General features: G+C 67.3%; 17 protein-coding genes and 1 riboswitch. Of the genes, 9 read left to right on the top strand and 8 right to left on the bottom strand.

What is annotated here, in order from left to right; translation table 11 throughout:
- Nucleotides 1–4: 4 nt before the first annotated feature.
- From fdhE to N5D20_RS15875, 4 genes are all read right to left on the bottom strand, one after another.
- Entirely contained in the window at nt 5–988 is a 984-nt protein-coding gene (gene fdhE, locus N5D20_RS15890) for a formate dehydrogenase accessory protein FdhE (protein ID WP_049453689.1), read from the bottom strand.
- The gene (locus N5D20_RS15885; protein WP_279948130.1) at nt 969–1,259 is read right to left on the bottom strand and encodes a hypothetical protein; all 291 of its coding nucleotides are present in this window, start codon (nt 1,257–1,259) and stop codon (nt 969–971) included. Before N5D20_RS15885 ends, fdhE begins: the two co-directional genes overlap by 20 nt.
- 223 nt (nt 1,260–1,482) lie before the next feature.
- Nucleotides 1,483–5,010: a hybrid sensor histidine kinase/response regulator gene (locus N5D20_RS15880; RefSeq protein ID WP_010482758.1), complete on the bottom strand. Its 3,528-nt coding sequence runs from the start codon at nt 5,008–5,010 to the stop codon at nt 1,483–1,485.
- Between the two features lie 96 nt (nt 5,011–5,106).
- Nucleotides 5,107–8,652: an ATP-binding protein gene (locus N5D20_RS15875; RefSeq protein ID WP_197579766.1), complete on the bottom strand. Its 3,546-nt coding sequence runs from the start codon at nt 8,650–8,652 to the stop codon at nt 5,107–5,109.
- A gap of 166 nt (nt 8,653–8,818) precedes the next feature.
- Here N5D20_RS15875 and N5D20_RS15870 point away from each other — a divergent pair, with 166 nt between their 5' ends.
- The 3 genes from N5D20_RS15870 to N5D20_RS15860 are packed head-to-tail and all read left to right on the top strand — an operon-like array spanning nt 8,819 to nt 10,610.
- Entirely contained in the window at nt 8,819–9,451 is a 633-nt protein-coding gene (locus N5D20_RS15870) for a YceI family protein (protein WP_049435241.1), read from the top strand.
- A gap of 10 nt (nt 9,452–9,461) precedes the next feature.
- Nucleotides 9,462–10,034 (top strand): cytochrome b, encoded by a 573-nt coding sequence (locus N5D20_RS15865; protein ID WP_010482755.1) that lies wholly within the window; start codon nt 9,462–9,464, stop codon nt 10,032–10,034.
- A 3-nt stretch (nt 10,035–10,037) separates the two neighbouring features.
- Nucleotides 10,038–10,610, top strand: coding sequence for a YceI family protein (locus N5D20_RS15860; RefSeq protein WP_088026817.1), 573 nt, complete (start codon nt 10,038–10,040; stop codon nt 10,608–10,610).
- A gap of 102 nt (nt 10,611–10,712) precedes the next feature.
- On the opposite strand, the gene N5D20_RS15855 is transcribed toward N5D20_RS15860, so the two are convergent.
- The gene (locus N5D20_RS15855) at nt 10,713–10,946 is read right to left on the bottom strand and encodes a glutaredoxin family protein (protein WP_010482753.1); all 234 of its coding nucleotides are present in this window, start codon (nt 10,944–10,946) and stop codon (nt 10,713–10,715) included.
- Nucleotides 10,947–11,046: 100 nt separating this feature from the next.
- Here N5D20_RS15855 and N5D20_RS15850 point away from each other — a divergent pair, with 100 nt between their 5' ends.
- The gene (locus tag N5D20_RS15850; protein WP_010482751.1) at nt 11,047–12,429 is read left to right on the top strand and encodes an L-serine ammonia-lyase; all 1,383 of its coding nucleotides are present in this window, start codon (nt 11,047–11,049) and stop codon (nt 12,427–12,429) included.
- 121 nt (nt 12,430–12,550) lie between these two features.
- On the top strand, nt 12,551–13,546 hold the full coding sequence (locus N5D20_RS15845; RefSeq protein ID WP_197579764.1) for an alpha/beta hydrolase: 996 nt from the start codon (nt 12,551–12,553) through the stop codon (nt 13,544–13,546).
- 109 nt (nt 13,547–13,655) lie between these two features.
- Here the strand turns inward: N5D20_RS15845 and N5D20_RS15840 are convergent, their stop codons facing one another.
- From N5D20_RS15840 to N5D20_RS15830, 3 genes are read right to left on the bottom strand one after another with little or no spacing between them, the layout of a single operon-like run.
- Entirely contained in the window at nt 13,656–14,723 is a 1,068-nt protein-coding gene (locus tag N5D20_RS15840) for a homoserine dehydrogenase (RefSeq protein WP_071306226.1), read from the bottom strand.
- Entirely contained in the window at nt 14,720–15,955 is a 1,236-nt protein-coding gene (locus N5D20_RS15835) for an O-succinylhomoserine (thiol)-lyase (protein WP_197579762.1), read from the bottom strand. Before N5D20_RS15835 ends, N5D20_RS15840 begins: the two co-directional genes overlap by 4 nt.
- Nucleotides 15,952–16,983 (bottom strand): homoserine O-succinyltransferase, encoded by a 1,032-nt coding sequence (locus N5D20_RS15830; protein WP_197579761.1) that lies wholly within the window; start codon nt 16,981–16,983, stop codon nt 15,952–15,954. The genes N5D20_RS15835 and N5D20_RS15830 overlap by 4 nt, the downstream gene beginning before the upstream one ends.
- 77 nt (nt 16,984–17,060) lie before the next feature.
- Nucleotides 17,061–17,179: riboswitch (SAM riboswitch) on the bottom strand.
- A 147-nt stretch (nt 17,180–17,326) separates the two neighbouring features.
- On the opposite strand from N5D20_RS15830, the gene N5D20_RS15825 reads away from it, so the two are divergent.
- From N5D20_RS15825 to N5D20_RS15810, 4 genes are all read left to right on the top strand, one after another.
- The gene (locus tag N5D20_RS15825) at nt 17,327–18,211 is read left to right on the top strand and encodes a M23 family metallopeptidase (protein WP_197579759.1); all 885 of its coding nucleotides are present in this window, start codon (nt 17,327–17,329) and stop codon (nt 18,209–18,211) included.
- A 66-nt stretch (nt 18,212–18,277) separates the two neighbouring features.
- Nucleotides 18,278–19,882 (top strand): peptide chain release factor 3, encoded by a 1,605-nt coding sequence (locus N5D20_RS15820; RefSeq protein ID WP_014038155.1) that lies wholly within the window; start codon nt 18,278–18,280, stop codon nt 19,880–19,882.
- Between the two features lie 212 nt (nt 19,883–20,094).
- Nucleotides 20,095–20,733 carry a hemolysin III family protein gene (locus N5D20_RS15815; protein ID WP_005410682.1) on the top strand — a complete coding sequence of 213 codons (639 nt, stop codon included), beginning with the start codon at nt 20,095–20,097 and terminating at the stop codon, nt 20,731–20,733.
- 73 nt (nt 20,734–20,806) lie between these two features.
- Nucleotides 20,807–22,777 carry an AsmA family protein gene (locus N5D20_RS15810; RefSeq protein ID WP_197579758.1) on the top strand — a complete coding sequence of 657 codons (1,971 nt, stop codon included), beginning with the start codon at nt 20,807–20,809 and terminating at the stop codon, nt 22,775–22,777.
- Nucleotides 22,778–22,852 lie beyond the last annotated feature (75 nt).

Here is a 22,852-nt window from a genome sequence, read left to right as displayed (position 1 = left end):
CGCCTCACTCGCCGTCGGATTGCCACAGCAGCGGATTCTGGCTGGCGCGCGCATAACCTTCTTCGCCCAGCAGCAGGTCCAGCGCCAGCGTGCCGAGGTCATCGGCGACAGGTTCCAGTGAGGGATCCTTTTCCAGGTACAGGATCTTGCGGTAGCTGTGGCAGTGGTCGCAGGTCTCGGCACGGACCGCGCTCTCGCGCACCGCCTCGCCGCTGTCGCCATCCACATCGGCCAGGGCGCGGTAGGCGATGTCCTTGCCGGCGGTGCCACACTGGCTGCACTGCACGCGCACGTAGTGCCACTGGCAGGCGCACAGCGAGCACGACAGGTAACGGTAGGACGCATAAGGTGGACGTGCCTGCACCACGCTGACCACCGGTAGCGAGCCGCACAACGGGCACAGGCCGGGTGCATCGGCCAGCGGTTTCAGGTCGGTGGGGCGGAAGCTGTCCGCCAGCACCGCCCAGTAGACCTGCAGTGCGTTCATCACCAGCAGCGCCGCGACCGCGTCCACCGATGGCGCATCATCACGCTCCAGCACGGCATGGGCCTGCGCCTCCAGCCAGGCATCGTCGGCCGCAGCGACGCGCTGCAACTCCTGGCGGGTTTCCGCCGGCAGCCCGGCTTCGTCGGCACAGTGCTGGCACAGCGTGCGCAGCCAGTCGCGCCAGCGTCCATCCAGGTGAAGTGTGTTGGCCGGCCGCAACGGCATGCCGGCACCGACCGCCGCACTCGACTGCTGCGCACGTGCCTGCGACTGCAGCGTCTCGCGTTGCTGTGGTGTCAGCTCGTCCAGCAGCGCCTGCTGTGCATCGGCCAACGCCGCCAACAGCTGCAGGTAGCCGCCGATGGCACTGTGCGCGGCCAGGCTGCGCAGGCGCGTCGCGCGCTCGGCGAACAGGGACGCGACATCGGGCAGGATGATGCGCGGAACATCGCGCGAGGCCAGCGTCTCGATCTCACCGGGTTCAAGGATGCGTTGCGCCATGCAGGGCCAGCCAGAAGAACCAGTCTCCATCCTCGCCGTTGTCGGCGCTGGCGTCCAGCGTGTTGCCGGCCATTTGAAAGGTTGGGGTCAGATCCGTTTTCCATAGGAAAACGGATCTGACCACATCGGCTGGTTGAAAGTGAATCCCGACCGTTGGCCGGGATTCGATCAGTGCCGACCAATGGTCGGCACCCACCATCAGATCGCAGGAAACTGTCGAAGGCGGGGTGGGTCCGGTTGCGGGGGCGTGAGCCGCATGGGTCGGGCGCATGCGCCCGACGGGTTGGGCAGGACGCCCAACCCCGGTCTTGCCGTGTGCGCAGGAAAGCGCACACGAGCAAGCGGCGACCGAGCTTACATGGACGTACTTGCAGCGTCCCCCGTAACCGGACCCACCCCGCCATCCCACAGGAAGCCAGCTTTTGCTTCGGCTGTTACTGTTGCTGTTGCTCCGGCTTGCCGCAGGTGCAGGGCCGCAGGCCCTGCCGAACCCCCTACCGCCCCATGACCCTGGCGATCGCTTCCACCAGCAGCTCACCGGTCACCGGCTTGCGCAGGAAACCGCCGATGCCGGCCGCTTCCACCTGCTGCTGCAGGTCCGGATCGGTCCGCGCGGTCACGGCAAGCAGCGGCAGCATGTAGCCCTGGTTGCGCAGGTGCTGGGCCAGCTCGAAGCCGCTCAGGCCCGGCAGGTCAAGATCCAGCAGGCCGACGTCGAAATCACCGGCGCTGATCTCGCGCAGTGCCGCCAGCGCATGCCCCGCATGCACGACCTCGTGCCCGCGCGCACTCAGCAACCCGCGCACCACGTCGGCCACGGTCGCATCGTCCTCCACCAGCAGTACCCGCAATGGCGGCATGTTCGCCGCATCCTCGCGGTGCGTTTCACCATCTGCTTCGGCATTGGCATCGACCACCATCGGCAACGGCAACGTCACGCCGAAGCAGGTGCCGCGACCGAGTTGGCTCTCCACCTGGATGCGCCCCTGCATCGCATGCGCCAGTTCGCGGCAGATCGCCAGGCCCAGGCCACTGCCACCGTACTGGGCGGCGGTACGTGCACCATCAGCCTGCTCAAAGCGGCGGAACAGGCGTTGCTGCTGCTCCTGGCTGATGCCGGGGCCGGTGTCGCGCACCTCGAAATGCAGCGATCGCAGCTCGGCGTCGCCGCGCGCGTGCAGGGTGATGGTGCCGCGGCTGGTGAACTTGACCGCATTCGAGAGCAGATTCAGCAGAATCTGACGGACCCGCATTGCATCGCCGGTGGCCTGCAGGCCGGGGGGCAGCTGGTTGTCGAGGGTGAAACGCAGGCCCTTCTGCGCCGCCAACGGCCCCATCAGCGCGGCCAGGTCCTGCAGCAGGCTGCTCAGTGCGAACGGCTTGTGCTGCAATTCCAGACGACCCGATTCGATCCGCGCAAGGTCCAGCGCATCGTTGACCAGGTGCAGCAGGTGCTCGCCGGCATGGCGGATCGATTGCGTATAGCCGCGCTGCTGCGGATCCAGAGGCGAGGACAGCAGCAGCTCGCTCATGCCCAGCACACCGGTCATCGGCGTGCGGATCTCATGGCCAAGGTTGGCCAGGAAGCGGGTCTTGGCGGCCGATGCCTGTTCGGCCAGTTCCTGCTTGTGCAGCGCCAGCTGATAGGCGTGGCGACGCTGCAGGCGACGACGGTACAGCCAGGCGAACCAGCTGGTCAGCAGCAGCGCGAACGAGGCCAGCACCAGCAGGCCGGACAAGCTGCGCCACCACGGTGGCTGCACGCGGAATTCCAGGCTCTGCACCCGTGACCAGACATGGTCGGCCGACCGCGCCTGCACTTCCAGCCGATAGCTGCCCGGTGCCAGCCGCGAGAACAGGCGCTCACCGGCCGGTCCCACTTCCACCCAGTCCGGGTCGTAGCCGGCCAACCGGTAACGATAGGTATTGGACGCCGAATCGGCGAACGACAGCAGGCGCGCGACGATGCGCAGATCGCGGTCGCCATCGGCGATCTGCAACGGCGTGTCGTGGGTGAGGTCCAGCACCTGCTCGTTGCGGCGCACCTCCACCCGCTCGATCACCAGCGGCGCACGCCGCATCGAGGGCCGCACCTGCTCCGGGTCGAACACCACCACACCGGCCGGCGTACCCGCCACCAGATGGCCGTCTCCCGACATCACCAGCGTGTGCTCACGGAATTCCTGACTCGGCAGGCCGTCGTGCACGCCATACAGGCGCACGCTCTGGCCATCGGCACCGATGCGCACCAGGCCACGCGCACTGGTTGCCCACGCTACCCCCTGGGCATCGACCACCAGTCCCGAGGCGGAGATCGCCGGGTAGCCCTGCTCGGCACCGATCACGGCCTGCCGCTCCAGCCGGCCCTGGCTCCAGCGGTAGCGCGACAGGCGACCATCCTCGGACAGCCAGACCTGGCCATCGCTTCCCACGTGCAGAGCATGGATCGCGGTCGCCGGTGCACCCGGCACCGGCTGGAAACGCTCGCTTTCCGGCAGCCACTGCAGCAGGCCACGGCTGCTGGCCAACCAGATATGGTCCTGAGGCCCGCATTCCACGTCGAGATTGAGCTGGCCCTGCTGCAATCCGCGCTGGCCATTGTCCAGCTGGCGCCGCAGGCGCCCATCCAGATCGCGCTGCTGAAGACCCGCCGACAGCATCAGCCAGAGACTGTCACCATCACAGGTCATCATCGATTCGATGACCCCTTCCATGGTCGCGTCGGCGCCGGCATCCCGGCCCCAGCGGCGCAGATCACGCCGCTTCGGGTCATAGCGCAGCAGTGCGTCGTTGGAACCGATCCAGACCTGGCCGCGGCGATCCTCGCGCACCGAGGTCAGCCAGTGCATGCCGTTGACCCAGGTGCGATGCTGTTCGATGCTGCCGGTCTTCGGATCGAAGCGGTCCAGCGCGCCGTGGCTGCCGACCGTCCAGATGCCGCCGTTGCTGGACGGGCTGGTACCCAGCACGAATGCGTTGCGCAGCGAGCGGGGGTCGTCCTCCAGCCGCGACAGCACCGAGAACTGCCACCAACGCGGCAGCAGGTGCCAGAGGCCGGCGTTGGTGCTGGCCAGCCAGATACCACCCTCGCGATCCTCGTAGGCGCCGGTCCAGTTCGGGCGCACCGGACCACGCGCCACGGCGCTGTACAGGGGCACGGCCTGGTACTGGCCATCGACCGCCCGGCCAAGGCCGGTGCGGGTGTCCAGCCAGTGCCCGCCCTGCTCGTCGCGCAGCATCATGCCCAGCACCTGTTCGCCTTCGGGCAGCTTCCAGGACGGCGCCTCGAAACGACCGTCGGGGCGACGCACGACGGCACCGGCCATCGTGCTGATCCAGAGGCTGCCATCGGGCTCGGCCGTCAGGCCATTGATCAGCTGGCTGGGAACGATGCCGGCACCGACCCGTTCAAAGTCTGTGCCGGTCCAGCGCGCGACGCCATGCTTGGTGCCGATCCACAGGCTGCCATCGGCCAGGGTTGCCAGGTACGGCACCGATGCGGCCGGCAGGCTGCGTGGGTTGTTCGCTTCGGGCAGGAAGCGCTGCAGCCGGTCCTGGTTGTCCAGGCGGTACAGACCACCTTCGTGGGTGCCGAACCAGACCGAACCATCCGGCGTCGTGGCCAGGCTCCAGACCGTGTTGGTGCCCATCAACGGCTGGCTGCTGCGGTCGTAGAAATGCAGCTGGCGGCGATCGGCCGACATCCGTACAAGACCGGCGTTCTCGGTGCCGATCCAGAGCTGGTTGCGGGCATCGACCAGCACCGTCCAGATGCGGTTGTCGCGCAGGCCGTCTTCCGAACGCCAGATCCGGTAGTTGCGCCCGTCGTAGCGGGCCAGGCCGTCGTTGGTGGCGATCCACAGGTAACCGTAACGATCCTCGGCCATGCGGTTCACGGTATTGGACGGCAAGCCGTCGAACACCGTCACCTGGCGCGGGCTCGGTGGCACCGGCTGCGCCGCAGCGGGCGACAGGCAGCACAGGAGGACCAGCAGCAGCATCGCCGCCCGCAGATACACCACCGATTGCCTCCTCACGCTGCTTCTGATGATTCCCGCACTACGGGCGTCGGCATGGTAAACCGAAAGTCGCGCCGTTCACGCCCGGCACTGCCGCATTCAAAGGGTGGTCTGCCGTTTTGCGCGCGCTTGGGCAATGGCAGCCACCAGCATGTCACCGGTCACCGGCTTGCGCAGGAAGCCATCGAACCCGGCCGCCAGGACCTGGGTCTCAGCGTAGGCATCGGAGCGTGCGGTGACCGCCACCAGGGGTAGTTCATAGCCCATGGTGCGCAGCTGGCGGGCGATGGCGGTGCCGTCCAGCGCCGGCAGATCGAGATCCAGCAGGCCCACGTCAAAGCCATCGGTGGCGATCTCCGAAAGCGCGCCCAGGCCATGCAGCACGTGCACCACATCGTGCCCACGGCCACGCAGCAGGCCGGCGATGACCTCCGCCACGGTCGCGTCATCCTCCACCAGCAGGATGCGCAGTGGCGGCAGCATCGGCAGCACCGGCGATTCGCCCGGCGCATTGGTGGCCTGCCGGATCCAGGGCAGTGGCAACCACACCCGGAAACGCGCGCCCTTGCCCGGCTGGCTGTCCACTTCGATGCGTCCGTTCATGGCCACGGCCAGCTCCTGGCAGATCGCCAGGCCCAGCCCGCTGCCGCCATAGCGCGACGCAGTGCGCGGGCCGTCCGCCTGTTCAAAGCGATGGAACAGGCGGTCCTGCTGCTCGGCGTTGATGCCCGGGCCGGTGTCATGCACTTCGAAGCAGAGGCCGCCGCCGTTCTCCTCCAGTCGCACGGCCAGGCCGACGTGCCCACGCTCGGTGAACTTGATTGCATTGCCCAGAAGATTCAGCAGGATCTGCCGCACGCGCATCTCGTCGCCGCTGACGCTGACCGGCCCCGGCGGATCGCTTCCACGCTGGAACTTCAGGTTGCGCTGCTTCGCCATCGGCTGCATCAACGCCTGCACCTGGTCAAGCAGGCCGGCCAGATCGAACGGGCGCAGGTCCAGCTCCAGTCGGCCGGCCTCGATGCGGGCCAGATCCAGCGCGTCGTTGACCAGCCGCAGCAGGTGGCTGCCAGCCTGCTGGATCGAGCCTGCATAGCTGCGCTGCACCGCATCCAGCGGGGTGGCCAGCAGCAGTTCGCTCATGCCGAGCACACCGGTCATCGGCGTGCGCACCTCATGGCCCAGCGTGGCCAGGAACCGGCTCTTGGCCTGTGAGGCCTGCTCTGCCAGCTGCTGCTTGTGCACGGTCAACTGCCATTGCTGGCGGCGGCGCAGGCGCGCACGGATCGACCACACCAGGATAAGCAGCAGCAGCGAGCCGATCAGCAGGTAGCCGAAGATCGCCATGCCGCTGCGCCACCAGGGTGGCAGCACCTTCACCTGCAACTGCTGCGAAGGCGTCCACGCGCCACTGGCCGTGGCCGCCTGGACTTCAATGACGTAGCTGCCGGTCGGCAGCCGCGACAGCGTGCGCTGGCCGTCACCGCCCTGCTCCACCCAGTTCTGGTCGTAGCCCTGCACCCGGAAGCGGTAACGATTGCCCTCCGGATTGGCATAGGAAAGCAGTCGCGCATCGATCTGCAGATCACGATCGTCCGGCCCCAACAACAGCGTGCCGGTGGTCGGCAGTGGTTGCCAGCCACGGGCATCATCGCGCCGCACGCGAACCTCGGCGATCACCAGCGACGACGGCGGCAACACGGCATCGGCAGCATTCACATCGAATACGACCAGGCCGGTCTGGGCCACCGCGAGCACACGACCATCGGCATTCACCGCCGGCGGCCGGCTGGTGAACTCGGCGTCGGGCAGGCCATCGCGTTCGTTGAACTGCTGCAGGCGGCGCGCCTTCGGGTCCCACCGCAGCAGGCCACGTGGCGTGGTCGCCCACAGGCGGCCATCTTCGGCCAACGCCAGTCCTCCCATGCTCACCGACGGCACGCCAGCACTGCCATCGATGCGCTGGATCAGGCGCAGGCTCATGCCATCCCACTGGTAGCGCTCGAGCGCGCCCTGGCGGGCCAGCCACAGCTGCTGCGGATCCACCCACACCAGATCGTAGATCAGCCCACGCGAAACGCCAGGCACCGCTTCGAAACGCCCGGCCTGTTCACGCCAGATCCCCATGTCGCCCATCACCCAGGCCTTGCCCTGGGCATCAAAGCGGATCTGCTCAACCGGTGAATCGGCCGTCTTGCGGAGATCCTCCAGCGGGAAACTACGCAGCACGCGGCCATCGGCGCTGCGCTGCTGCAGGCCCAGGTTCATCACCGACAGCCAGACCGTGCCATCGGGGGCCTGCCGCATCAGATCGATGCGCTGGCGCAGGTCGGCCCCTCCATCGATATGCCAATCGTGCAGCGCGCGGGTAGCCGGGTCGTACACGCTGATGCGGCCGGCACGCCCCAGCCACAGGCGCCCGTCCGGCCGCGGCAGCACCGACCACACCGCCCCGCTGCCGATCTCGCGATCACTGGCCAACAACTTCAGCACTCCCTGCGCGTCCAGCTGGTACACGCCATGCGCTGAGCCGACGTAGTAATTCCGGCCATCACTGGCTGCACTCAACAGGTACTGGCTGTCCAGCGGCTTGCCGTCAAGCTGGTTCCAGATCGAAAACCGGCGCCAGTCCGGCGGCAGGTAGGCCAGGCCCTGGGTCAGCAGCGCCACCCACAATCCGCCCTCATGGTCCTGCATCAGATCAAGCACACCACTCTGGGCAGTGAGGAAACCACTGCCACGGTCGCCGTCCAGTCGCCGCAGCATGCTGGCATCTCCGCGCAACAGGCCATCGGAGGTGCCCGCCCAGTAACCGCCCTGGCGATCGGCCAGCACCAGTGCCGAACGCAGGCGTGCACTGTCGGTCCAGCGCGGACGGCTGACCCGGTCCTGCGCGTCGATACGGTAGAGGCCGTCGTTCTGGCTGCCGGCCCAGATCGAGCCATCGGGGTCGCGGCTCAGGCGCAACACACTCAGCGCCCCCAGTTCGCGCGGCGCGACAGCCTCGAATCCAGTCCCGTTCCAGCGCGCAATGCCCGCCTCGGTGCCGATCCACAGACGCCCCTGCGCATCGACCAGGCTGCTGTAGATGGTATTGCTGGGCAACCCGCCAGGACGGGCCGGATCATGCTCGAAGAAGCGCAGGCTGCCGTCTTCACCGAAACGGCAGACGCCATGCCCACTGGTGCCGATCCACAGTGCATCCTCGGCGTAGGCCAACGTCCAGAACTGGCTCATGCAGGGGCCGTTGACCGCATCGAAGGTCTTGAAGTGCTCGCGGTCGGCATCCAGCCGGGCCACGCCCTTGCCATTGATGCCGACCCAGACGCGGTCCAGGGGATCGACCAGCAGGGTCTCGATCTCGTTGCCCGGCAGCGATCCCGGCTGCTCCGGATCATGTTCCCAGACCCGCAGGCTGCCGCCGTCATAGCGCACCAGGCCACCATCGGTGGCAGCCCAGATATGGCCCTGGCGGTCTTCGGCCAACGCCAGCACCATGCGCGAGGGCATGCCTTCGGCGGCACCGAAACGGCGCAGGCGCGGTGTTTCCGCCATGTCCAGGGCCGTGGCCGCCGTGGCGAACGCCATCAGCAGCAGCCCCATTCCCGCGATGCCTCGGCACCACCGGCGCCAACCGCTCGTCATCCTGAACCCCCTGTCCTGTCCCGATTGTCACACAGGGCCGGCTTCATGGCTGCAACAGCCTGTTTCCACCGGTGGACCCACCACGAACTGTTGCAGCCATGCACGCAACGTTGGCAGGGGGCTGTGCGTATGATCGCAACGTCCCCCTTTCCGGAGCCCGCCATCGATGCGTCCCTGCCTGGCCCTGCTGCCGATGCTGCTCGCCACCGCCCCCGCCTGGGCGGATGCAGATACCTATCGCCTCGATCCGGTGCATACGCGTGTGCTGTTCACCATTGACCACGCGGGTTACTCGCAGGCGATGGGCACGGTCTCCGGCAGTGAGGGCCGCCTGCAGTTCGATCCCGACAACTGGCGCGAGGCCACACTGGATGTCGAGGTCCCCGTGTCGCGACTGGACCTGGGTGATGCCAAGTGGAACCAAGCCACGCTGGCCCGCAGCCTTCTGGATGGCGAGCGTTTCCCGAAGGCACATTTCGTCTCCAGCCGGATCGAACCGATCGATGCCAGGCGGGCCCACGTGATCGGCACCCTGACCCTGCGCGGGGTCAGCCAGGAGATCACGCTGGACGTGACCCTCAACGCCATCAAGCGCTATCCCCTGCCCCCGTTCCGACGCACCGCCGGTTTTTCCGCCAGCACCACGCTGAGCCGGCGCGCGTTCGGCATCACCGCTTGGCCGGGCGTCATCGGTGATGCAGTACAGCTGAGAATCGAGGCTGAAGCCACCCTCGACCGCAGCGACGCCCCGGGAACTCCCGCTCCCGTTCCACACTCCGACCCCAAGACGGCCCCCTAGAGGACCCTTCATGACCGCCAAGAACACCCCCGCCGCCTGGGGGAGTGTCAGCCAGATCCTGCATTGGTTGATCGCATTGCTGATCCTCGCCCTGGGCGTGGTCGGCCTGACCATGGGCGAACTGCCCAAGACCCCCAAGTATTTCTGGGTCTATACCGCGCACAAGTCGATCGGCATCACCGTGCTGGCGCTGGTGCTGTTCCGCCTCGGCTGGCGCCTGTATGCCGGTGCCCCCAAGCCGGTGCCGGGCGTGCCCAGCTGGCAGGAACGCATCGCCAGTGCCACCCATGTGCTGCTGTATGTGCTGATGTTTGCCATCCCGCTGTCGGGCTGGCTGTACGACTCGGCCAGCGGCCTGCGCCCGTTCCGCTGGTTCGGCCTGGTTGACGTGCCCAAACTGAGCGGCCCAGACCCGCAGGTCGTTGCGGTGTCCCATGCCATCCACGAATACGGCTTCTGGCTGTTGATCGCGGTGGTGCTGGCCCATGCCGGCGCTGCCTTCTACCACCACCTGTTCCAGCGCGATGCAACCTTGTCCCGCATGTTGCCGCGTGGCTGGCTCACCTCCCCTCAGAAGGACTGACCGATGAACCTGAAACTGACCACTCCGGCCGCCGTGGCCGCCGCCCTGGCCGGCATGCTGGCCACCGCTCCGGCACTCGCTGCCGACTACGCGCAGGCCCCCGGCGCCGGCTCGATCCTGGTGTTCGCGACCAAGTACGACGGCGAAGTGTTCACCGGCAGCTTCCCGGGCTTTGCCACCAAGCTCAGCTTCGACCCGGCCAACCCGGCCGCCGGTTCGCTGGACGTGGTGATCCCGCTGGCCGGCGCCAAGAGCGGCAACAGCGACCGCGATTCCACCCTGCAGACCGCCGACTTCTTCAACGTCGGCAAGTTCGCCACCGCGCGTTACACCGCCAAGGGCTTCCGTGCCGTCGGCAATGACCAGTTCGCCGCCGATGGCACCCTGGAACTGCGCGGGGTCAGCAAGCCGGTCACGCTGACCTTCACCTGGAAGCCGGGCACCCAGCCGGTGCTGACCGGCAAGGCCACCGTCAAGCGCCTGGACTTCGGCGTCGGCGGCGGCGACTGGGCCGACACCAAGACCATCCCGGACGAAACCGCGATCAGCACGATCGTGAAGTTCGACGCGAAATGAGCAATGGGCCGGGGCACGGCTCCGGCCGCATCCTGTAGAGCCGAGCCATGCTCGGCTGCCGTCCAGGTCGCGCTGCGCGCGTCAGCCGAGCATGGCTCGGCTCTACAGTGAGCTTTCAGCCAGCCAGGCCTGAACCGTGGCCGCGTCGAACGGCCAGTCCAGCTCACGGTCACCGCGCTCGTCGCGCAGCACCGGCACCCGCGCGCCATAGCGCGATTCCAGCGCCGGCTGGTCATCCAGGAACACCGATTCGAACTCCGGCGCCCTGGCCTTGGCCAGCTCGGCCAGGGCCATGTCGCACAGGTGGCAGTCGTCACGCTGGAACAGGGTCAACACCGGTTTTGCTCCCTCTGCCGAAATGCTGCGCCGCAGCCATGGAAGTGCGGCATGAACCGCTAGAATAGCGGTCTCTTCCGGTACCCGCAGTACGGCAACCATGGCTGTCAGCACGTTCGACGTTTTCAAGATCGGCATTGGCCCGAGCTCCTCGCACACCGTCGGGCCGATGAAGGCCGCCGAGCGATTCATCCATCGCTGGCTGCTCGATCCGGGCCGCCTGCACGAGGTCGCGCGCATCCGTGCCGATGTCTACGGCTCGCTGGCGCTGACCGGCCGCGGCCATGGCACCGACAAGGCGATCCTGCTCGGCCTGGAAGGTCAGCGGCCCAACCTGATCGACCCGGACATCATCCCGGCCACGCTGGAGCGCATCCGCAGCAGCAAGCGCATCCAGCTGATGGGCCAGCACGAGATCGCCTTCGACGAAAAGCGCGACCTGGGCATGAACAAGCGCCAGAAGCTGCCGTACCACACCAACGGCATGCGCTTCACCGCGTACAACGCCGAGGACGAAGTGATCGCCACCCGCGATTACTACTCCGTCGGTGGTGGCTTCGTGGTCAACCAGGACGACGCGGCCGATGACCGCATCGTGCCCGACGAAACCCCGCTGCCCTACCCGTTCAAGAGCGGCGACGAGCTGCTGGCGCAGACCGCGCGCAGCGGCCTGAGCATTGCCCAGCTGATGTTCGAGAACGAGAAGTGCTGGCGCAGCGAAGACGAGATCCGCGCGCAGCTGCGCGAGATCTGGAGTGCGATGCAGTCGTGCGTGGCGCGCGGCATCCGCGAGGAAGGCGTGCTGCCGGGTGGCCTGAAGGTGGGCCGTCGTGCACCGGCGCTGTATCGCGAGCTGTCGTCGAAGCCGGAAGCGGCAATGCGCGACCCGCTGACCACGCTGGACTGGGTCAACCTGTACGCGCTGGCGGTGAACGAAGAGAACGCCGCCGGTGGCCGTGTGGTGACCGCGCCGACCAACGGTGCGGCCGGCGTGCTGCCGGCGGTGCTGCATTACTTCGACCGCTTCTGCCCCGGCGCCAACGAGCAGCGCGTATTCGATTTCCTGTTGACCTCGGCAGCGATCGGCATCCTCTACAAGGAAAACGCCTCGATTTCCGGCGCCGAAGTGGGTTGCCAGGGCGAAGTTGGCGTGGCCTGCTCGATGGCGGCCGGTGGCCTGGTCGCGGCGCTGGGTGGCAACCCCAGCCAGATCGAGAATGCCGCGGAAATCGGCATGGAACACAACCTGGGCCTGACCTGCGACCCGATCGGTGGCCTGGTGCAGATTCCGTGCATCGAACGCAACGCGATGGGCGCGGTGAAGGCGATCAATGCCTCGCGCATGGCGATGCGCGGCGACGGCAAGCACAAGGTGTCGCTGGACAAGGTGATCAAGACCATGCGCGATACCGGCCGCGACATGCAGGACAAGTACAAGGAAACCAGCCGCGGTGGGCTGGCGGTGAACGTCATCGAGTGCTGAGTTGTAGCGCCGAGCCCCTGCTCGGCTGATGGGCTAGCCGAGCAGGGGCTCGGCTCTACCCCGGACGACACCGTCACCGCGTTCCGGTTAGGCTCGGGGCTCCCTTGCCCCGGACTGCCCCATGCGCGTGATCGCTGCCGCCCTGCTTGCCTGCCTTCCGCTGCCTGCCCTGGCCGCGCCCACTTACGGGCCGCGGCTGGAAGGCTTCGATTACGGCTATCCGGTAAAGACCTTCGCGCTGGAATCGCAGCGGCAGCCGCTGGAGATGGCCTACCTGGACATCGCGCCGAAGAAAGCACCCATCGGCGTTGTGGTGCTGCTGCACGGCAAGAACTTCTGCGCGGCCACCTGGAAGGAATCGATCAAGCCACTGGTTGCCGCCGGCTATCGGGTGATCGCCCCGGACCAGGTCGGCTTCTGCAAATCCAGCAAGCCCGAACGTTACCAGTATTCGTTCTCGCAGCTGGCCGCCAACACCCATGCCCTGCTGCAACAGCTGCAACTGGGCGATGTGCCAGTGCACATGGTCGGTCATTCGATGGGGGGCATGCTGGCGGTGCGCTACGCACTGATGTTCCCGCAGGACCTGCGCAGCCTGTCGCTGGTCAACCCGATCGGACTGGAAGACTGGAAGGCGTTGGGCGTGCCGTGGCGCAGCGTGGACGCGTGGTACGCCGGCGAAATGAACATCAGCTATGACAGCATCCGCCGCTATCAGCTGGAGGTGTACTACGACGGCAAATGGAAGCCGGCCTACGAACCGTGGGCGCGGATGCAGTCGGGCATGTACGAAGGCCCGGGCAAGCAGGCCGTTGCATGGAGCCAGGCATTGGCCTCGGACATGGTGTTCAACCAGCCGGTGGTCTACGAACTGAAAAACCTGCAGGTGCCGACCACGTTGTTCATCGGCCAGAAGGACCGCACCGCGATCGGCCGTGACCTGGCACCGCCTGCAGTAAAGGCGACGCTGGGCAATTACCCGGTGCTCGGCAAGGCCGCGGCCTCAGCGATTTCCGGCTCGAACCTGGTCGAGTTCGCCGAACTGGGGCATTCGCCGCAGGTGCAGGACCCGAAGCAGTTCAACAGCGCATTGTTGAAGGCGTTGAAGTCTCGCTGACCGGCAGGCGTGCCCCTGTAGAGCCGAGCCCACGCTCGGCTCATCCGGCAGGATGGGGATTCTGTCAGGAGCAGCCGAGCGTGGGCTCGGCTCTACAGAAGCGGTGCGATCAACCCACGATCCGCAACACATCATCCAGCAGCGCGGCGGCGGTGACTTCCGCGCCAGCGCCCGGGCCCTGGATCAACAACGGCTGGCGCTGATAACGGTCACTGTGGATGGCTACGCGGTTGTCGGTGCCCGCGCCCTGCGCCAACGGGTGATCGGCCGGCAACTCGCGCAGGCCCACCTGCGCACCCGCGCCATCGACACGGCCAACGAAACGCAGCACGTGGCCGTTGTCGCGCGCCTGCCGCCAACGCGCCTGCAACGGCGCATCCAGCTGCTCCAGTGCCCCCAGTGCATCCTCCAGCGGCAACGCTGCCAGCGTTTCAGGCACCAGTGAATCCACCTGCACCTGCGAAGCATCCAGCGCCAGCCCGCTGCTGCGGGCCAGGATCAGCAGCTTGCGCCGCACGTCTTCGCCGGACAGGTCCAGGCGCGGATCGGGCTCGGTGTAGCCGGCCGCCAACGCTTCGCGCACCGCCGCCGAGAACGGCGACTGGCCGTCGTAACGATGGAACAGCCACGCCAGCGAACCGGACAGCACACCCTCGATGGCATGGATGTGATCGCCACCGGCCACCAGCGCGCGCAGGCTGCTCAACAGCGGCAGGCCGGCACCGACGGTGGCGCTGTCGCCATAGCGCGCACCACTGTCTGCGCAGCTTTCGGCAATCGCCTGCGCGCGTGCGAGCTGCGCACCACGGCCCAGCTTGTTGGCGGTCACCACGTGCACGCCGCGCGCCAGCCACTGCACGTGGCGCGCGGCCACGTCTTCGCTGGCGGTGGCATCGACCACCACGTCGCCACGTTCCAGTCCTTCGGCGCTGGCCCACGGCGGCGAACTCTGGCCACCGCGCGGTGCACGCCGTGCCAGCTCCAGCGGCAACACCAGGTCACGATCGATCTCCAGCGCAGTGCGTGAATTGGCCAGCCACTGCACGCTGGGCAGTTCCAGCCCACGCGCCCGCAATACCTGATAACGCTGCACGAAGGCCGAGCCGACCGTGCCAGTGCCGAGCAGCGCCAGGCGTCCCACGCCCAGCGCAGGAATGTCAGCGGCGAGCGCGCTCATGCATCCACCACCTGTTTGCGGCGCGCGGCTGCATCGATCACGGCTTCGGCGCGCTGCAGCGCGGCACCGAGATCGGCCAGCAGGTCACGCTCGGCCTCGATGCCGACCGACAGGCGCAGCAGCCCTTCGCTGATGCCCGCGGCGGCACGTGCTTCGGCGGTCATCGCCGCATGGGTCATGGTGGCCGGATGCGCGATCAGGCTTTCGACGCCGCCCAGCGATTCGGCCAGGGTGAAACAGCGCAGGCCATCGACGAAGGCACGCACTGCGGCATGCGGATCATCGCCTTCGCAGTCGGCCAGTTCGAACGACAACATCGCGCCAAAGCCACTTTGCTGGCGTGCGGCGACGGCATGCCCGGGGTGATCGGCCAGGCCCGGGTAGTAGACCGTACCGACCGCCGGATGCTGGTCCAGCAGGGCAACGATCGACGCGGTGTTCTCCTGATGCACGCGCAGGCGCGCATCCAGCGTGCGCAGGCCGCGCAGGGTCAGGAAGGCATCGAACGGCGAACCGGTCAGGCCCAGCGCGTTGCCCCACCACACCAGCTGCTCGTGCAGTGCCGGATCGCGCGCGACTACCGCACCACCGACCACGTCGCTGTGGCCATTGATGTACTTGGTGGTGGAATGCAGCACCAGATCGGCGCCGAAGGCCAGCGGTTGCTGCAGCGCCGGCGACAGGAAGGTGTTGTCGACCACCACCAGCGCACCGGCCTTGTGCGCGGCTTCGATGACGAAGCGCAGGTCGGTGATGCGCAGCAGCGGGTTGGACGGGGTTTCCACCAGCACCAGCTTCGGCTGGGTGGCCAGCGCCTGCGCCAGCGCGCGCGGATCGGTGAGGTCGGCGGTGACCAGTTCGAAGTGGCCCTTCTTTGCCAGCGCGTTGAACAGGCGCCAGCTGCCGCCGTACGCATCATGCGGCACCACCAGGGTATCGCCGGGCTGCAGCAGTGCGTTCAGCACCAGATTGATCGCGCCCATGCCGGTGGCGGTGACCACACCACCAACGCCGCCTTCCAGTTCGGCCAACGCCTCACCCAGCAGGTCGCGGGTGGGGTTGCCACTGCGCGTGTAGTCGTACTGGCGCTTGTTGCCGAAGCCTTCAAAGCTGAAGTTCGACGACAGCACGATCGGCGGGGTGACCGCGCCATGGGCGGTATCGCGATCGATGCCGGCACGGACGGCGGCGGTGGTGCGACTACAGGACGGCTCGTTGGCGTGCAGGCTCATGCGGACTCTCCAGAGGTGCGGAAGGCGGTGGCGAGGATCGCGTCGATGCGATCGGTTTCTTTGAGGAAGGCGTCGTGGCCGTAGGGCGAGCGCAGCACGCGCAAGCTGCCGCGCGGGCCCAGACCTTCGACCAGGCCGACGAGGTCGGCCAGCGGCACCAGGCGGTCGCCCTCCACGGCCACCACCACGGTCGGCGGCAGGATCGCGGTCGGGTCGACGCGGTGCAGGTCGATTGATTCGGACAGGCGCAGGTAAGCGATCACCGGCGTGCGCGCGACGTACTGCGCACCGGCCGCGTCGAGATAGTCTTCGGCAGCCACGCGCACGCGGCCATTGATGACTTCCGGTGCAGCATCGAAGCGCTCGCCGAATTCTTCCGGGGTACGGTAGCTGAGCATGGCGAACTGCCGGGCCAGGGCCAGGCCGTGGTCTTCACCGCACTGCAGCTGGCCGAGCGCGACCGCGCGGCGCTGCAACGCGCGCCAGGCGGCGGCATACGGGTGCGGGCGATGCGCACCGCTGGCCAGCACCAGCTGGCGCACGCGGGCACGATGACGGATCGCGAACTGCTGGCCGACCAGCGCGCCATACGAATAGCCGACGAAGGCCTTCAGCGTGCGGATACCGAGATGGTCCAGCAGCAGGGCCAGCGCATCGGCCTGGTCGGCGGTATCGATTGGCACGTCCAACGCACCGTCGGCGCCGATGAAGTCGAACGCCAGCACGCGCAGCTGCTGCGGATCCAGCGTGCGACCACTGCCGACCAACTCTTCGGCCCAGCCCTTCTCGCTGAACTGTGCGTTGGAGGCCACATGGCGATGCGCGGAGATGCCGCCGGCCAGTACCACCACCGGCGCGTTGGCCGGGCCGACCCACTCGTAGCGCAGGCGCACCGGGCTGGGGCCGGCATGACGCATCGACAGCACCGCGGCGAACTCACCGCGCTCGGCATGCACACGGTCTTCGACCGGCACGCTGACGGGGACAAAGGGTTCGGGGCGAACGGCGGTACTGGCGGCGAAGCTCATGGCGGGATCCGGTTGGGGAATCGGCCATCGAGCCTTCGCGGGGCCCGCGTTCGAGATGCACGTGTGGTGCATGGTTCGAACCATCTTTCGGTGGACGCCACGGTCCCCGCAGGATTTGGCACCTACGCAGACGCTTTCGCATCCGCGGGCTGCCCCGGCTTCAAAGGGCCTGTCCCTCTGCCGGTCTCGATGGTGAGGCCACGATGCCAGCCCTTTCCGGCACTGTCAATCCCTTCATGCGGATAAAGCGATGAATATTTTCAGGTCCACTCTGCGAGGGCTGTCCCGGTCGCCCCGTTCAGGATCGGGTACAGTCCCGGCGGTCCTCTCGCTGGAACCGCCGATGCCACGCCTGCCCCTGACCTGCCTGCTGCTGCCCCTGCTGGCGAGTGCGACGGCCAGCGCCGGCGACTGGCGCCAGGGCTGGGGACTGGTGCCTCCTCCCGCTTCTGCCGCCCGCGCAGGCGATGCCGAGGCTGCCGCACCCATGGCCCAGCTGCGCCTGCAACCGGTCGGCACGCAATGGCAGGCCCGCATCGACAACACCCTGGCCGGACCGCTGCAGATCGAGCTGCGCGCTGCACCCGGACACCCGGTCGAAGGGCTGCCGGTGCAATCGCTGATCCAGGGCGACAGCAGCCTGGTGGTCGGCCACCTGCCTGCCCCGCTCGACGGCCGCACGCTGGATCTGCGCCTGCAGTCAGTGCCGGGCAACCCGGCCGCACAGGCCGAAGATGTTGCTTATCGCCTGCCATTCGATGCGGCCCGCCTGCGTGTGGACCAGGCGCCACAGGGACGATTCAGCCATGACGACGAGGAGAACCGCGATGCGGTCGACTTCGCTCTGCCGGAAGGCACCCTGGTGCTGGCCGCGCGCGAGGGCACGGTGATGCAGATCCAGGATGGCTTCCGTGGCAACGGCCAGGACCGCGAACGCGATGGTGGCCGTGCCAACTTCATCCGCGTGCTGCACAGCGACGGCAGCATGGCCCTGTACGGCCATCTGCAGGCCGGCGGCATGCGCGTGCGCCGCGGCCAGGCAGTGGGGGCCGGGCAGCCGATCGGCCTGTCCGGCAACAGTGGCTACAGCAGTGCACCGCACCTGCACTTCGTGGTGCAGGTCAACCGTGGCATGGGCCTGCGCTCGGTGCCGGTGCGCATCTTCGCCGAACAGGGCCAGCTGCAGTTCGCCCGCCAGGGCGAGGCCGACGGCGGTACCGGGCGCTGACCGGCTCCGGCCGGTATAATCGGGCGCTTATCTCTTTGAAAAGCGCCCCGGGCGGGCGCCACTGCCATGTCCGAAGTCGCCAACGAAGCGTCGCGTCGCCGCACGTTCGCCATCATTTCCCACCCTGACGCCGGCAAGACCACGCTGACCGAAAAGCTGCTGCTGTTCGGAGGCGCGATCCAGATGGCCGGTTCGGTGAAGGGCCGCAAGGCTGCCCGCCATGCCACCTCCGACTGGATGGCGCTGGAAAAGGAGCGCGGCATCTCCGTCACCTCCTCGGTGATGCAGTTCCCGTATGAAGGCAAGATCGTCAACCTGCTCGACACCCCCGGCCACGCCGACTTCGGCGAGGACACCTACCGCGTGCTGACCGCGGTGGACTCGGCACTGATGGTGATCGACGTGGCCAAGGGCGTGGAAGAACGCACCATCAAGCTGATGGAAGTGTGCCGCCTGCGCGATACGCCGATCATGACCTTCATCAACAAGCTCGACCGCGAGGGCAAGGACCCGATCGAGCTGCTGGATGAAGTGGAAACCGTGCTGGGCATCCAGTGCGCCCCGGTCACCTGGCCGATCGGCATGGGCCAGCGCCTGAAGGGCGTGGTGCATCTGCTCACCGGCGAAGTGCACCTGTACGAACCGGGCCGCAACTTCACCCGCCAGGACTCGACCATCTTCCCGTCCATCGATGCCCCCGGCCTGGCCGAGAAGATCGGTGCACAGATGCTGGCCGACCTGCGCGACGAACTGGAACTGGTGCAGGGCGCCAGCCACCCGTTCGACCTGGACGCTTATCGCGCCGGCAAGCAGACCCCGGTGTTCTTCGGCTCGGGCGTGAACAACTTCGGCGTGCAGCCGCTGCTGGACTTCTTCGTCGAGCATGCGCCGTCGCCGCAGGCACGTTCCACCACCGGCCGCGAGATTGCCCCGGAAGAGAACAAGCTGACCGGCTTCGTGTTCAAGATCCAGGCCAACATGGATCCTCAGCACCGTGACCGCGTGGCGTTCATGCGCGTCTGCTCGGGCCGTTTCAGCGCCGGCATGAAGACCTTCCACGTGCGCACCGGCAAGGAAATGAAGCTGGCCAACGCCCTGACCTTCATGGCCAGCGATCGTGAAATCGCCGCCGAAGCGTGGCCGGGCGATGTGATCGGCATCCACAACCACGGCACCATTTCCATCGGCGATACCTTCACCGAAGGCGAAGCGGTCACCTTCACCGGTATTCCGAACTTCGCCCCGGAGCTGTTCCGTCGCGCACGCCTGCGTGATCCGCTCAAGCTCAAGCAGCTGCAGAAGGGCCTGGCCCAGCTGTCCGAGGAAGGTGCGACCCAGTTCTTCCGCCCGCTGACCAGCAACGACCTGATCCTGGGTGCGGTCGGTGTGCTGCAGTTCGACGTGGCCGCGTACCGCCTGAAGGACGAGTACGGCGTGGAAGCCACCTTCGAGCCGGTCAGCGTGACCACTGCGCGTTGGGTCCACTGCAGCAACGAAAAGAAGCTGGAAGAGTTCCGCGAGAAGAACGCACTGAACCTGGCACTGGATGCGGCCGGCCATCTGGTCTATCTGGCACCGACCCGGGTCAACCTGCAGCTGGCACAGGAACGTTCGCCGGATGTGCGCTTCTCGGCCACCCGCGAAGCGGCGCATACCGTTTCGGTGGGCTGATGCCACGGGGTCGGATCCCTTTCCGCAGGAAAGGGCTCTGACTCCTGCAGTGCCGGGCGTTCATCCACGCATGGCGTGGATCTACCGAGCACGGGCTCGTCAGCGCAACGCAGGGATTCACCCACCATACGGTGACGGGCGTGCACACGGCGGCCATCGCGGCGATGATAGGGGGACGCGGGTCCCCCTCCCCGTGAACGATGCCCATGCCCATGTCGACGACGTCCATTGCTTCGATCCGTGAAGAAATCGCCAGCGCCCTGACCCATGGCCTGGGCGCGGTATTCGCCCTGGCAGCCAGCGCGGTGTTGATTACCCTGGCCGCGATCTACGGCGACGGCTGGCAGCTGGCCAGCGCGATCGTGTTCGGTATCGCGCTGTTGCTGCTGTACACCGCCTCCACGCTGTATCACGCCATCCAGCATCCGGTCGCCAAGGGCCGGTTGAAGGTGTTCGACCACTGCGCGATCTATGTACTGATCGCGGGTACCTATACCCCGTTCACCCTGATCGGCCTGCGCGGCCCGTGGGGCTGGGGCCTGTTCACCGCGATCTGGGCACTGGCGCTGGGTGGTGTGGTGTTCAAGCTGTTCTACACCGGCCGCTTCAAGGTGCTCTCAACGGTGATCTACATCGCCATGGGCTGGCTGGTGGTCGTGGCGATCAAGCCGATGTGGGCCTCGATCGACGGCGGCACCCTCACCTGGCTGTTCGCCGGCGGCCTGTCGTACACGCTGGGCACCTATTTCTATCACCGCGAATCGATCCCCTATTCGCACGCGATCTGGCACCTGTTCGTGATCGGCGGCAGCGTCTGCCACTTCGTCGCGGTGACCATGCAGGTGCTGTAACGGCGCGGGTTGTGCACACCGCGCACATGGACGCTTCGCGCCCCGTCCACGATGAAGGGGCAACCATGGCAGCGTGAATGCTGCCGCCTCCCCTGCCGCACCGCGCACGACCCGCTGGCGCCTCCGCCGCCCCGGCCCACGAGGCCGGCGCTGGCTCACGATCCTGATCTTCCTGCTGGCGGCGCTCCTGCTGCTGATCGCGTTGTGGGACTGGAACTGGTTCAAGGGCCCGGTCGAGCGCGCGGTGCAGGCACGCACCGGCCGTGTGCTGCACATCGGGAACCTTGATGTCGACCTCGGCCGCACCAGTACCATCCGCGCCGATGCCATCACCTTCGCCAATGCCAGCTGGGCGAAGCAGCCCGATATGGCCAGCGCAGACCGCGTCGAGATCGACGTGCGGGTGTGGCCCCTGCTGCGCGGCAGCGTGCAGCTGCCCGAAGTGCGCCTGACCCGGCCCGATGTGCTGCTGGAAACCGCCCCGCGCAAGGGCGAACCGGGCAACTGGGATTTCCTCGGCAGCAGCGGCGGAACAAGCCCGCAGCTCAAGCGCCTGCGCATCGACGACGGCCGGCTGCAGTTCCTCGACGCACTGGGCCGCACCGACATCCGCGTGGGCGTACGCAGCGGCCAACCGAAACTAGCCGATGCCTCGCCGCCGCTGCTGGTGCAGGGCAAGGGCCACTGGCAGGGCAACCCGTTCACCCTGCAGGGTGGAACCGAATCACCGCTGGAACTGACCGACAGCGACCACCCGTTCCGCATCCACCTCGACGGCCGCGCCGGTGCCACCCACGCAGTGGCCCGCGGCACGCTCACCAACCCCTTCCAGCTGCGCGTGTTCGACCTGCAGTTCGCGCTCAGTGGCCAGGATCTGGCCGATCTCTACCCGCTGCTCGGCATCGCCATCCCGCCCTCACCGCCCTATGCGCTGAACGGCCGCCTGAAGCGCGACCACAACGTCTGGCGTTACGACGGCTTCACCGGCAAGGTCGGCGACAGCGACCTGGGTGGCAACCTGCAGTTCGAGGTGGGACGCGACCGTCCACGACTGACCGCGACGCTGGAATCCAAGCGCCTGGACTTCGATGACCTGGCCGGCTTCGTGGGCGCGCCACCGAAGACCGGCAGCGGTGAAACCGCGAATGCCGAACAAAAGGCGCAGGCCGCCCGTGTCGCCGCCAGCAGCCGGGTATTGCCCGACACGCCCTACAACCTGGGCAAGCTGCGCGCGATGGATGCCGACGTGCGATGGAAGGCCCATCGCATCAACGCGCCGTCATTGCCGCTGGACGACATGGACGCACACCTGTTGCTGGATGACGGCGTGCTGCGACTGGACCCGCTGAACTTCGGCGTCGCCGGTGGCGACATCCGCAGCACGATCCGCATGGACGCGCGTCGCCCGCAAATCAGCACCGCGCTGAAGGCCAGCGTGCGCGGCGTGCAGCTGGGCCAGCTGCTCCCGGACGCGAAGCTGGCCGAGCAGGCCAAGGGCGGCATCGGCGGCGAAGTGGACCTGAGCGGCCGCGGCAACTCGATCGCCGCCATGCTCGGCAGCAGCAGTGGCAAGGTCGGCCTGGCGATGGGCCGTGGCCATGTCGGCAACCTGGTGATGGAACTGGCCGGCCTGGACATCACCGAATCACTGAAATTCCTGGTGACCGGCGACAAGCAGATCCCCCTGCGCTGCGCCTTCGCCGACTTCGGCGTGCGCGACGGCCTGATGACCAGCCAGGCACTGGCGGTGGATACCACCGACACGATCCTCATCGGCGAAGGCACGGTCAGCCTGCGCGACGAGACCCTGGACCTGCTGCTGAAGCCTCGCCCGAAGGACAAGAGCATCCTGGTTCTGCGCTCTCCGCTGCATATCAGCGGCACGTTCAAGGATCCGTCGTTCCGCCCGGACTTCAAGGCATTGGGTATTCGTGGCGCCGTGGCATTGGCACTGGGCAGCATCGCCCCGCCGGCGGCGTTGCTGGCGACGATCGAACTGGGGCCGGGCAAGGATGCCGACTGCGGGGGGCAGTATGCGAAGTAGGTTTACAGCGTTGTTCGCGGCGCCTCTTTTCCCGCGCGTAGAGCCGGAGCAAGGCGACAGGCAGGACACGCCGTA

This window comes from Stenotrophomonas sp. GD03877, assembly GCF_029840555.1.
GTDB lineage: Bacteria > Pseudomonadota > Gammaproteobacteria > Xanthomonadales > Xanthomonadaceae > Stenotrophomonas > Stenotrophomonas geniculata.
Note: the sequence above shows the minus strand (reverse complement) of the source record. Positions and strands in the feature narration are given on the sequence as shown.

Bases quoted from the DNA above. Each gene is read 5' to 3' on its own strand.
- fdhE (WP_049453689.1), bottom strand. From the start codon at position 988: ATGGCGCAACGCATCCTTGAACCCGGTGAGATCGAGACGCTGGCCTCG.
- N5D20_RS15885 (WP_279948130.1), bottom strand. From the start codon at position 1,259: ATGCGCCCGACCCATGCGGCTCACGCCCCCGCAACCGGACCCACCCCG.
- N5D20_RS15875 (WP_197579766.1), bottom strand. From the start codon at position 8,652: ATGACGAGCGGTTGGCGCCGGTGGTGCCGAGGCATCGCGGGAATGGGG.
- N5D20_RS15870 (WP_049435241.1), top strand. From the start codon at position 8,819: ATGCGTCCCTGCCTGGCCCTGCTGCCGATGCTGCTCGCCACCGCCCCC.
- N5D20_RS15865 (WP_010482755.1), top strand. From the start codon at position 9,462: ATGACCGCCAAGAACACCCCCGCCGCCTGGGGGAGTGTCAGCCAGATC.
- N5D20_RS15860 (WP_088026817.1), top strand. From the start codon at position 10,038: ATGAACCTGAAACTGACCACTCCGGCCGCCGTGGCCGCCGCCCTGGCC.
- N5D20_RS15850 (WP_010482751.1), top strand. From the start codon at position 11,047: ATGGCTGTCAGCACGTTCGACGTTTTCAAGATCGGCATTGGCCCGAGC.
- N5D20_RS15845 (WP_197579764.1), top strand. From the start codon at position 12,551: ATGCGCGTGATCGCTGCCGCCCTGCTTGCCTGCCTTCCGCTGCCTGCC.
- N5D20_RS15840 (WP_071306226.1), bottom strand. From the start codon at position 14,723: ATGAGCGCGCTCGCCGCTGACATTCCTGCGCTGGGCGTGGGACGCCTG.
- N5D20_RS15835 (WP_197579762.1), bottom strand. From the start codon at position 15,955: ATGAGCCTGCACGCCAACGAGCCGTCCTGTAGTCGCACCACCGCCGCC.
- N5D20_RS15830 (WP_197579761.1), bottom strand. From the start codon at position 16,983: ATGAGCTTCGCCGCCAGTACCGCCGTTCGCCCCGAACCCTTTGTCCCC.
- N5D20_RS15825 (WP_197579759.1), top strand. From the start codon at position 17,327: ATGCCACGCCTGCCCCTGACCTGCCTGCTGCTGCCCCTGCTGGCGAGT.
- N5D20_RS15820 (WP_014038155.1), top strand. From the start codon at position 18,278: ATGTCCGAAGTCGCCAACGAAGCGTCGCGTCGCCGCACGTTCGCCATC.
- N5D20_RS15815 (WP_005410682.1), top strand. From the start codon at position 20,095: ATGTCGACGACGTCCATTGCTTCGATCCGTGAAGAAATCGCCAGCGCC.